Below are 10,654 nucleotides of genomic sequence, written 5' to 3'. Positions count from 1 at the left end.
CCCACTCCGCGCCGCGCTCCAGCAGGATCGTCGTGTCCGGCGCGGTCGTCTCGGGCACGGCGTGGCCGAGCACCGTGACGAAGACGCGGCCCTTGCCGAAGGGCACCGTCCACGCCATCGGTTCATGCATCTCCGTGCCGGCCTTCTGCTTGTCGTTGTCTTTGACGGAGAAGGCGGTGCACAGGATGTGCATGTCCTTGGCCGGGCCGCGCAGACTTCCGTACAACTCGTCGCTCGTGTGCTGCCACTTCTCCGGCAGGCCCTTCATGATGGGATGGTCCTTGTCGCGGACGATGACCTCGAACGGGTGGGCAGACCCGTGCGAGCCGCCGGCGCCCTCGCCTTTCGCGCGGCGGACCTCTTTGCCGCTGTCATCCAGCGCGAGGCCCTCGCCGAACTCGGCGGGTTTCCACCCCATGCCGATCATCTGGTTGTAGGCATCCCATTCCTTGAACGCGGCCACGGCAAAGTGATACGAGAGGACCACCTGGTACTTGGAGAAGTCGGGTTTGAACTTCTCCCACGCGGTCTTGTTGGCGGCCTTGGCGGCGTCATCGGTGTCCTTGGCGAGGGCCGCCGGCGACGTCAGGACGTCCACGGTGAACTTGCCGGTCTTCTCGAGCATCGCCTTGATGGGCGGCGTGGTCGCCTTCCAGTCGTGGACATTCTGGCCATCGATGATGAGGACGCCGATCTTCTCGGCAGCCGAGGCCGGCGCCGGCGAGGCGAACGCCGCAAGCAGACCCACAACAGCCGCAAGGAGGAACCACCGATAGGCTCTAGTCATGGTCAGGCATCCTTTCAAAAGGGTTCAAAGTCGAACGGCCCACAGGGCCTTTCCGCAAGGTGCAAGACTAACCCGTCGGGCAGCGGAATCAAGTGTTTTTCGCACCGGGTCACAGGCTTGACACTCCAGTGGAGTGGCCTGACAATGAGCGGATTCATGGGACGCATCCGGGGAACCTCGATGGGCGAACGTCGCAAAGACAAACGGCGCAGGGAAAAAGCGGATGCCGCGACGAAGGCCCAACGGAAGCCCCTGCACGTCTCGACGGCGGCGCGGCCGTTCCTCCTGGCCATTCTCTCGGCCCTCCTGCTGACCCTCGCGTTTCCGCCGACCGAGATTTCGTGGCTGGCGTACCTGGCACCGGTGCCCTTGCTGGTGATGGCGGTGGCGACGGCCCCGCGCCGGCACGTCTTCTGGGCGTCCTGGCTGGGCGGCCTCGTGTTCTTCGGCTGGAACATGTGGTGGATTTGGCCGATCAGCCTCCCCGGCACCGCCGCCGGATGGGCGGTCCTGGCGGCGTACCTGGGTTTGTACTGGGCGGTTTTTTCGTGGTTTTTGAGGCGATTTGAGGAGATTTCGCCGATTCCGCTGACTTTTGCGGCCCCCGTCCTTTGGGTCGGTCTGGAGTATGTGCGCGGCTGGTTGCTCTCGGGTCTTCCTTGGCTTTACGTCGGCCACACGCAGTACGAGAATCTCGTGCTGGTGCAGACGGCCGACGCGCTCGGCGCCTACGGGCCGAGTTTCCTGGCCTTGATGACGGCGGGGCTGGCGGCCGATTGTCTGACGCGACCTCTTTTCGTCTGCGGTGCCGATGGTGCGAGGCGGCGCTTCGGTCGCGTGCTGCCGGCCATGGCCGTTCTGGTTGCGTGCGCGTGGGCGGCGACGGTGGGTTACGGTGTCTGGCGGCTGGGGCAGAGGACGGCTCGGCCCGGGCCGGTCGTCGCGTCGGTCCAGACGAACATTCCTCAGGAACTCAAGAACGCCGCCCGCCTGGGGAGCCGCGGCGCGGCGGAGGAGGCAGAGGAGCCTGCGCCCGTTCCGCGGGAGGAGGCGGAGAATCTCGCCGATGGTTTTCTCGCGCAGAGTTTCAAGGACCTCCTGGCGTCTCCCTTCGATGTGAACGTGAAGGCGATGGCGGGGCGCCTCGTCGACGATACGCGAAAGGGGCTTCGCGAGGAACTCGTTCGGAGGCTCGTCGAGGGGCGTGTCACGAAAGGCGAAGCAGAGGAATCGGCCCAGACGATCGCCGATGAACTGCGGATGATGCTTTCGCTGGTTCGCCTGACGGGCGAGGCGTTCGCTTCCGCGAGGGCGGCCGGCACGCCGCCCGACCTGGTTGTCTGGCCTGAGACGATGGTCCCGGTTCCGATGAACCCGGGGTTCCTGACGGCCGACCTCGCGGCCCTGCTCCGCTACCGCGGCCTGGTCGCCCACTTCGCTTTTCTCCAGGAGCGCTGCCGCCGATACGGACGACTGATCCGGGAGTTAGGTGCGCTGGGCTCGTCGCCGGTGCTCGTCGGGGCGTCGGGCCTGCGGGTGCTCGGCGTGCAATACCTGGAGGGCGATCGGGTTACGTGCCGCGCGGAGCGCACGAACGAGGCGCTGCTCATCGTGCCCGATTCGCCGGTCGAGACGGTGGCCGGCGAATACGCGAAAGCGCACCTCGTGCCGTTCGGCGAGTACGTTCCTTTCAAGGAGAGTTTGCCTTGGCTTCATGACCGCCTGAACGCCCTCACGCCGTACCGCGGCATGGAGTACAGCCTGACCCCCGGCGCCCACGACCAGGAACCTTTCCGGCTGGCGTTCGAGGGCGCCGAGGAGCGGTTTCAGGTCGCGATTTGCTACGAGGACGCCATGGCGTACCGGGTCAGGGAGATGGTCCGCCTTCGCCAAGGCTACGGCGGACAAGTTCGCCCGCCTGCCGGGGCCGTCCGCAAAGCCGTTGACTTTATCGTCAACATTTCCAACGATGGCTGGTTCGCGGGCAGCGTGGAACTCGACCAGCATCTGAACCTGTGTGTGTTCCGCGCGATTGAGAATCGCGTGCCGGTCGTGCGGTCCGTCAACACGGGCATCAGCGCGCTGATTGCGTCGGACGGCCGGATCGAAGCCGTCGCCCAGGACGCCGAGGGCCGTCGCCGCAGCGTCGAGGGATTCGTTGTCGGCCGGATCGCGTTGGACGATCGGCTCTCGCCCTACACGCGCGTGGGCGACGTGTTTGCCCTGGCGTGCGTGGGCGCCTCGGCCGTCGGAGGCGTCCTGGTTGTTGTCGCGAGTCTGCGCAGCCGAAAGGAGGCGAAGCCGTGAGATGGATTCCGCTTGTCCTCGTTGCCGCGAGCGCTCTTGCCGGGTGCCAGCCCCAGACCCTGCGGGACGGCGGCGCGGTAGCCGGAGAGCCCCTCGACCCTTATGCCGTTCTCCTGGAAGCCATTCATTCCAGCCAGCCGCCGCTTCAGGCGCTCGCGGCCGAAACGTTCCTGGAGGCCGACCGCCAGCCGCCCCGCGCTGAACTTATCCTTCTGGCCGAAACGCCTGATCCGCGGGTCCGGACGACGGGACTGGCGCTCGTGGGGACGACTCGCCGGCAGGAGTTCCTTCGGGTGGCGCAGCAGCAGTACCGCGACCCGCAGGCGGTGGTGCGGGTGTCGTCAGCGTTTGCGATGGCCATGCTCGGCGACACGTCGCGCATCGGCGACCTGCGGGATGGGCTCGCCTCGCCGGACGTCACAGTTCGACGAACGGCCGTCTGGCTGCTCGGCCTGATGGGTAACCGAAGCGCGGTCGGCATGCTGCGGGTGAAGTTGACCGACCCGGACGCGGTGGTGGTGTTGCGGACGGCCGAGGCGCTCCATCGCCTCGGCTCGCCCGACGGGATGGAGATGGTCCGTGCAATGACCGAACACAGCCAGCACTCGGTCCGCGCGTTCGCCACGCGCCTGCTGGGGCAGGCGGGCGAGAAGGCGGACATCCCCCGGCTCGAGCGTCTCTACCAGAGCCGATTCCTGGACGTCAAGTTCGCCGCCATTGGGGCGCTCGCGCAATTGGGCGATTTCAAGCGGATCGGGATGCTCGTGGATTTTCTGGGCTCCGAGGACCAGCAGGCGGGGATCCTGGCCGCCCGGGAACTGGCGGAAACAGGCTATCGGCCGGCCCTCGAGGAACTCGGAGGCCGGCTGAAGAAGGCGGCGGACCCGATGGAACGGGCGACCGTGGCGGCGGCGATGGTCCGGATCCTGTCGGCCCGGGAATCCTGGCGAAGCCGCATCCTCACCGAGAAGAAACCCCCCGCCCTCGGTGCGGACGCCCCGGGAAGGGTTCCGGCGGCCCCCGAGGGGGCCCCAAAGGGGCGCCTCTTGCCTTCGGACAAACGGCCGGCAGAGTCGTAATTACTTTTGGGGACAATTTTTGCTTGACGGCGCCGGGGGGCCAACTAGAATCGTTGAACGCGGTTTCGGGCGGGAGGGTTCTGGACGGACGGCGGGCAAACAATCCGGGCGGGCGCCCCTCATCCGGTGCCTTGTGAAAGGAGTGTACCTTGAGTACGCTGGGGAAGATCCTTACGGTCCTCGTTGTCGTCGTTTCGATCGCGGTGGCGGTTCTGGTGGCCCGCGAGTTCGCCCTGAGCGACAACTGGCACGCGCGCTACCAGGAAGAGGCGAGACTCTTCGGTAAGGCGCTCGAGCAACGGGACTCGGCCATCCAGCAGCGCGACCTTGCGAAGAGCACCGCCGATGCCGACAAAGCCGTTCTCCTGCAGCAGGTCGGAACGTTGACCGACGAACTGGCGCTGCGCAACAACACCATCGCCTCGCTCCGCGAGCAGATCGAGAATCAGGAGAAGCGGCTCCAGGAACTCGCCACGCAGTACGCCGGCATCAAGGATTCCTTCGCCAAACTGATGGAGGAGCGAGACGGGTGGCGTTTGGAGCGCGACGACGCGAGGAAAGAGGCGGACACGCTCCGGCAAATGTACACGGAACTTGAAGGCAAGTGGCGCGTTCTGCTCGCCCAGTTTGCGGACTCCAAGGAGAACCTGCGGCAGTCCGATGAGCAGAACAAGACGCTCAAGGGCAAGATCGCGTGGGCGACCCAGCAGTACAATATCGCGAATTGGCCTCCGGAAGCCGCCCCGCTGCCGCCCAGTGAGAAACTCGAAGGCCTCGTCACGGACGTGAATCTCGCGGCCGGGGTCGTCCAGATCAGCCTCGGGTCGGATGACGGGGTGGTCAAGGGGATGAAGTTCTACGTCTATGACAAGGCGCACGACAAGTACTTGGCCACGCTGACGGTTGACAAGGTTGCCCACGATAGCGCCGCCGGGCAACTGAGCATTATCCGCGGTACCGTGGAGAAGGAAAGCCATGTCACGAATCGCTTCGTCGAGTAGTGCCAGCGGGGTCCGCGTTGCCGCGCAGCCCCTCAGCAACGTTTACACGGTGCTGTTGCTGCTGGGGGCGCTTGCCCTCGTCACGGCGCTCGTGATGACTTGTATCACGCTCCAGGGCCGTTACGGCTCGATCCTGCCTTTGGGATCGGCGGGCGAGCAGAGTCGGCGCGACCTGGAGGACGCGAAGAGCAAACAGGCGGCGGCGGGGGGGGAACTGGACCAGATGCAGAAGGCGCTCGAACAATGGCCGCAGGGAACTGCGGGCGGCGCCCCGGCCCCCGCCGGCGAACCGGCTCCCGTTGAGGAACCGGCGCCGGCTCCCGCCAGCCCGTAAAACGCCCGTCGGCCGAGGTCGGTACCGGAAGATGCAATCGCCATTTCGGGGACTGTCATGATCTTCGACCGTCTCATCGGTCTGTTCTCCTACGACATCGGCATCGACCTGGGCACCGCCACGACCCTCGTGTACGTCCGCGGCCAGGGGATCGTTCTGTGCGAACCTTCCGTCGTCGCCGTGCACAGAGACACCGGCAAGGTGATGCTCGACGGCATGGCGGTCGGGGAGATGGCCAAAAGGATGCTCGGCAAGGCGCCTCCCTCCATCCAGGCGATCCGCCCGCTGCGTGACGGCGTCATCGCCGATTTCGACATCACCGAGGCGATGCTCAGTTATTTCATCCGCCGCGTTCACGGCCGGCGGAGACTCATCCGCCCGCGGGTCGTCATCGCCATCCCCTCTGGGATCACGGCCGTCGAGAAACGGGCGGTCCTTTCCAGCGCCCATCGCGCCGGCGCCCGGAAGGTCTATCTCATCCAGGAACCGATGGCGGCCGCGATCGGCGCCGGCCTCCCCATCGAGGAGCCGACCGCCAGCATGGTGGTGGACGTCGGCGGCGGGACGACTGAAGTCGCCGTCATCAGCCTGGCGGACATCGTCTGCTCCGAATCGATCCGCGTCGCCGGCGACGACCTCGACGCCGCCATCATCGAATACATGAAGCGGACCTACAGCCTCCTGATCGGCGAACAGACGGCCGAACGCATCAAGATCGCGATCGGCAGCGCCTGCCCCGTCGGCGAGGAGAGCGAGATGGAAGTCGGCGGACGGGACCTCATCGCCGGGCTTCCCCGCACCACCGTCGTCACGAGCCAGGAAATTCGCGAAGCCCTTGCCGAGCCCATCCAGGCCATGATCGAAACCATCAAGCGCACCCTCGAACGCACCGAGCCGGAACTCTCCGCCGACCTCGTCCATAACGGCATCTGCCTGTGCGGCGGCGGGGCGCTTCTGAGGGGGCTCGACGTTGTCATGTCCCAGGCCACGGGGCTCAAGGTCCGCGTGGCCGACGATCCCATGACCGTCGTCGCCCGCGGGACCGGCATTTTTCTGGATCACCTGAAACGATGGCGTGCCACCAGCGCCATCGAAACCAGCGACGAAGAACTGTAACGGCCCGGGGACGGGGGCCGGACCCCTTTAGGTTTCCCGGGCCGCGGCGTGCGCCGCACCGGTTGACGGAGCCGGACTCGCCATGGTACGCAGACCTCGCAGGCCGAGCCGCCTTCCGATGGCGCGCGAAACGCGCCGCCGGATCGTCATGACCTCGCTTGTTGTCGCCGCCGGCGCGTTGCTTTTTCTCCCCGCCTCCGTCACCGGCCGCGTCCGCGTCTGGGCCGGACCGGTCTTTTCGCCCTTCCAGGACCTGACGGAAGGCTGGGCCCTCGACCTCGCGCAGCAGATCCACGGACCGGGTCGGCAAGGACCGACGGTCGAGCAGGACATGGCAGCGCTAGTGGCCCGGATCGAGGCCCTCCAGGACGCCCTCGCTCAGGCGGGGGCCCGTCTCGGCGAATACGAGCGGCGACTGAAAGACCTTTCGCAGATCCGCCAGGGGCTTGACGGCTTGCCGTGCCGACTGATTCCGGCCCGTCTGATCGCGCCGGAGGTGGCCGGCGGTCGCGCCGGCGCCCGCCTGGCCGAAGGAACCGAAAGCGGCGTCCGCAAGGGCAGCGCGGTCATCGCCCGTGGGCTCGACCGGGGCGCGGCACTCGGCCTGGAGCGAGGGGATGCGGTCCTTACCGCCGCCGGGCTCGTCGGCATCGTCGACGAGGTCGGACCCCTGACAAGCACGGTGCGGCTCATCACGGACCCGCAGACCCGACTGATGGTTCAGGTCGTGATGCGCCGCGACGGGAACTGGCGCGCCGGGCCGACGGGCCTGGCCAACGGCATGGAGGACGGGACGGCCGTGTGCCTGATAGGCATTCCGCGTACGGCCGACGTGGCCGTCGGCGATTTCGTCGTGACCAACCCGTCGCCGGAGTCGCCTCTGCCGGCGTACCTGATCGTCGGACGCATTGTGCGGTGCGAACTGAAGCCGGCCGGACCGTTTTACGATATTCAGATTGAGCCGCGCGTCGCCCTAAGCGAGGCCTTCGAGGTTTTCGTCCTGGCTCCGGCGGAACCCCCGAAGCCGTAGGCGAGCACGGCGGGGGACATTGGTTTTTCTTGCCCGGCTGCGCGTCGGCCGGGGCGTATCCCAGTTTGGAGTCGCCGGTGCGCTGGGTCGTCATCGCCATTCTGGCCTACATTGGCATCGTCCTGGAGGCGCTTTTCTTCCGCCCGGGCCTGCTGGCGATCCGGATTGACGGCCAGTGGATTCGGCCCGATCTGCTCCTTATTCTGGGCCTGTTTCTGGCCCTGCATCTGGAATCCCACGAGGTCTTTGTCGTCGGCTGGTGTTTCGGACTGGCGTCGGACCTGGTGAGCGTGGCGGGCCGGCTCGGTGTCGGCGCCCTCCTGTTTTGCCTCGTCCTTTACCTCATCAGTCTCCTTCGCAAGGGTGTCTTCGGGACCCGCGTCCTGGCTCAGTTTCTCCTCTGCCTCGGCACCGTCTTTCTGGTCCACGGGGTCTGGTACGTCGCCACGCGGTACTTCGAGGCGGCCCCGCTCCGGATCGGGCCATCCGCCGAGCAGGCAGGCCTGGAGGCCCTCTATTCGGCATTTCTCGCGCCGTACCTTTTCTGGCTCTTCGCGATGCTCCGGGGGCCCCTGCGCATCCCCGTCGGCGCGCCGGAGTAAGCGGCCGTCCGCCCCCGTCTATTCTCTCCGTCCGGCAAGGCCTGCCTTGATTTTGCGCTCCTCGTAGCATAGGATGTGCCGGTCGGCGCCTCGGCCTGCGGGTCTTGCCTCATGTATGCGATACGTCTGAAATCCGTTCTCGCGGTTCTCGCCATCGGCGCTGCCGTCCTCCTCGTCTTCCTTCTGCGCCTTCAGGTCTTTCAGGAGACGCGCTACCGCCAGGAGGCGGCCGAACGGCTCAAACGACCGCCGGGCTTTCACCCGACGATTCGCGGCACGATCTACGACCGCAACGGCGTTCCCCTTGCCCAGGACACCGGCGCCTTCGACGTGGCCATCTATTTCCCGTTCATCGAACTGAGCGACGAGTTTGTGGCCGATACGGCCCGGCGGCTGGGCGTCGCCGAGGCCGATGTCCGCCTTCGCGTCCAGCGCATGTGGCAGGAACTGGCGCGCCTGACCAACGTCCCGCCCGAGGAACTCGCCCGGCGCGCCGACATCATCCGCCAGCGCGTCCGGGTCATCCGCGAGACCGTCGCCGAACGCCACGGACGCCGCATCCCCGTCCGCGAAGAAACCTACGGCCCGCGCACCAGCATCCCCCATCCGATCGTCCACGACGTGGACCTCAATGCGGTCGGGGTCATCGGTTCGCAGCCCGACCGGTTCCCCGGGCTCGTTCTCGTGCCGACCTCGAAACGCGAGTATCCCTACGGCGCCGTCGCGCCGCACGTCGTCGGCTGGCTCGGCGAGGTTACCCAGGAGGAACTGGACGGCGCTGTCAATGCCGACTATCCGCCCGGACATCTGAAGCGCTACTGGCCCGGCGATGAGGTCGGACGCAGCGGCGTCGAAGCCCTTGCCGAAAGCATTTTGCGCGGGTCGCGCGGCGTCTATCGCAAGGGCATCGACGGGAACTTCCTGGAAGACATCCCGCCTGTGCCCGGCGGCGACGTCCACCTCTCGCTCGACATCGCCCTTCAGGCCGACGTCGAAGCGATTCTCGACCGCGGGCCGCCCGACGCGCCACGCCGTCGCGTCGTCGGCGCCGTCGTCGTCCTCGATTGCCGCACCGGCGATTGTCTGGTCCTTGCGACCTCGCCGCGGTACGACGTCCGGCTCGTCGAGGCGGACTACCCGGATCTCCTGCGCGACCCCGCCGGACCGCTCCTTAACCGGGCGGCGGCGGGCCAGTATCCCCTGGGGTCCGTCTTCAAGGCCGTCACCTCCACCGCCGCACTGCACGAAGGCGTCCTCACCCCACAGACCATCCTCGTGTGCGAGGGGATCCTCGATCGCGATCACCCCGAACGCTTCCGCTGCCACATCTACCCCAGCGGCCACGGCGCGATTGAACTGAGAACCGCCATCAAGAAGTCCTGCAATGTCTTCTTCTATCAAGTGGGAATGCTTCTCGGCCGACAGGCGGGGGGCGGCAGAGACCTCGCGCTGGCGCGCGACCGGCTCATCCAGTGGGCCGGGCGGATGGGTCTCGGCCATCCTACCGGAATCGGACTGCCCGGCGAGGCGAGCGGTTCCGTCCGGGTCGGCGACGTGCGGAATCTCGCCGTCGGCCAAGGGGAACTGCTCGTGACGCCCCTCCAGGTCGCGCAGGTTTACGGCCTCGTCGCCAGCGACGGCCGGATGCCCCCGCTTCGCCTGGTCCGGGAACTGGCCCCCCCCGCCGACGCTGCACGCCCGGGCTTGAACCTGAATCCCAAGTACATGGCGGTTATCCGCGACGCCTTCGATGCGGTTGTCAACGAAGAGGGAGGCACCGGCTACGGCCGCGCGAATCTCCCGGACATCCGCATCGCCGGCAAGACCGGCACGGCCCAGGCCGGCCGCGGCGCGGACCACGCGTGGTTCGCCGGTTTCGCCCCCGCCCAGAACCCGAAGATCGCATTCGCGGTGATCGTCGAGCACGGCGGCCACGGTGGCGAAATCGCCGGGCCCATCGCCCGCGAGATCGTCAAGGCCTGCAAAACCTATGGATACCTGGACGACCGGCCGGTCGCTCCAGGACCCGAGCCCGTGCCGCCATCGCCGCCGAAAGACCCGCCGCCGAAAGCCGTCGGCTGAGCGGCAAGCGGTGCACGCCGGTCAGGTCCGATCCAGAAGCGCGAACAGTTCCCGGACGGTTCGGCCGGTCACGGGGTCGCGGGCGTCCGGGGCGATTTCGGCCAGGGGCTCCAGGACGAACCGCCGCTCGCGCATCCGCGGGTGCGGAATCACGAGCGTGCCGGTTTCGAACATTGTGTCGCCGCAGAGAAGAATGTCGAGGTCGATCTCCCGCGGTCCCCATCGCGGGCCCGGTCTTCGGCCGAGAGCGCGTTCGACGCGCTTCAGTTCCTCCAGGAGCGTTTCGGGCGCGAGATCGGTTTCAATCTCGGCGGCG

General features: G+C 67.1%; 10 protein-coding genes. 8 read left to right on the top strand and 2 right to left on the bottom strand.

Annotation, left to right across the window (positions count from 1 at the left end; genetic code table 11):
* A partial coding sequence (locus tag NTX40_07290; GenBank protein ID MCX5648882.1) for a ThuA domain-containing protein occupies positions 1-787 on the bottom strand: 787 nt, incomplete at its 3' end.
* A gap of 144 nt (positions 788-931) precedes the next feature.
* Between NTX40_07290 and NTX40_07285 the strand changes: the two genes are divergently transcribed.
* From NTX40_07285 to NTX40_07250, 8 genes are all read left to right on the top strand, one after another.
* Complete coding sequence (locus tag NTX40_07285; protein ID MCX5648881.1) at positions 932-3,094, top strand: hypothetical protein; 2,163 nt, start codon at positions 932-934, stop codon at positions 3,092-3,094.
* Positions 3,091-4,173 (top strand): HEAT repeat domain-containing protein, encoded by a 1,083-nt coding sequence (locus NTX40_07280; protein MCX5648880.1) that lies wholly within the window; start codon positions 3,091-3,093, stop codon positions 4,171-4,173. The genes NTX40_07285 and NTX40_07280 overlap by 4 nt, the downstream gene beginning before the upstream one ends.
* A gap of 149 nt (positions 4,174-4,322) precedes the next feature.
* Complete coding sequence (locus tag NTX40_07275; protein MCX5648879.1) at positions 4,323-5,174, top strand: hypothetical protein; 852 nt, start codon at positions 4,323-4,325, stop codon at positions 5,172-5,174.
* Positions 5,149-5,508, top strand: a complete 360-nt coding sequence (locus tag NTX40_07270) for a hypothetical protein (GenBank protein ID MCX5648878.1) — start codon at positions 5,149-5,151, stop codon at positions 5,506-5,508. Before NTX40_07275 ends, NTX40_07270 begins: the two co-directional genes overlap by 26 nt.
* A gap of 57 nt (positions 5,509-5,565) precedes the next feature.
* The gene (locus tag NTX40_07265) at positions 5,566-6,624 is read left to right on the top strand and encodes a rod shape-determining protein (GenBank protein MCX5648877.1); all 1,059 of its coding nucleotides are present in this window, start codon (positions 5,566-5,568) and stop codon (positions 6,622-6,624) included.
* A gap of 118 nt (positions 6,625-6,742) precedes the next feature.
* Positions 6,743-7,654, top strand: coding sequence for a rod shape-determining protein MreC (locus tag NTX40_07260; protein MCX5648876.1), 912 nt, complete (start codon positions 6,743-6,745; stop codon positions 7,652-7,654).
* A gap of 77 nt (positions 7,655-7,731) precedes the next feature.
* The gene (gene mreD, locus NTX40_07255; GenBank protein MCX5648875.1) at positions 7,732-8,256 is read left to right on the top strand and encodes a rod shape-determining protein MreD; all 525 of its coding nucleotides are present in this window, start codon (positions 7,732-7,734) and stop codon (positions 8,254-8,256) included.
* A 111-nt stretch (positions 8,257-8,367) separates the two neighbouring features.
* The gene (locus tag NTX40_07250) at positions 8,368-10,338 is read left to right on the top strand and encodes a penicillin-binding transpeptidase domain-containing protein (protein MCX5648874.1); all 1,971 of its coding nucleotides are present in this window, start codon (positions 8,368-8,370) and stop codon (positions 10,336-10,338) included.
* A gap of 21 nt (positions 10,339-10,359) precedes the next feature.
* Here the strand turns inward: NTX40_07250 and folK are convergent.
* On the bottom strand, positions 10,360-10,654 hold a 295-nt coding region (folK, locus tag NTX40_07245), incomplete at its 5' end, for a 2-amino-4-hydroxy-6-hydroxymethyldihydropteridine diphosphokinase (GenBank protein MCX5648873.1).

The sequence above is a fragment of the Planctomycetota bacterium genome (assembly GCA_026387035.1).
Lineage (GTDB): Bacteria > Planctomycetota > Phycisphaerae > FEN-1346 > FEN-1346 > JAPLMM01.
Note: the sequence above shows the minus strand (reverse complement) of the source record. Positions and strands in the feature narration are given on the sequence as shown.

What these genes read in the sequence shown, in the direction of transcription:
- NTX40_07250 (MCX5648874.1), top strand. Translation starts at nt 8,368, where the DNA reads ATGTATGCGATACGTCTGAAATCCGTTCTCGCGGTTCTCGCCATCGGC.
- NTX40_07270 (MCX5648878.1), top strand. Translation starts at nt 5,149, where the DNA reads ATGTCACGAATCGCTTCGTCGAGTAGTGCCAGCGGGGTCCGCGTTGCC.
- NTX40_07285 (MCX5648881.1), top strand. Translation starts at nt 932, where the DNA reads ATGAGCGGATTCATGGGACGCATCCGGGGAACCTCGATGGGCGAACGT.
- NTX40_07260 (MCX5648876.1), top strand. Translation starts at nt 6,743, where the DNA reads ATGGCGCGCGAAACGCGCCGCCGGATCGTCATGACCTCGCTTGTTGTC.
- NTX40_07265 (MCX5648877.1), top strand. Translation starts at nt 5,566, where the DNA reads ATGATCTTCGACCGTCTCATCGGTCTGTTCTCCTACGACATCGGCATC.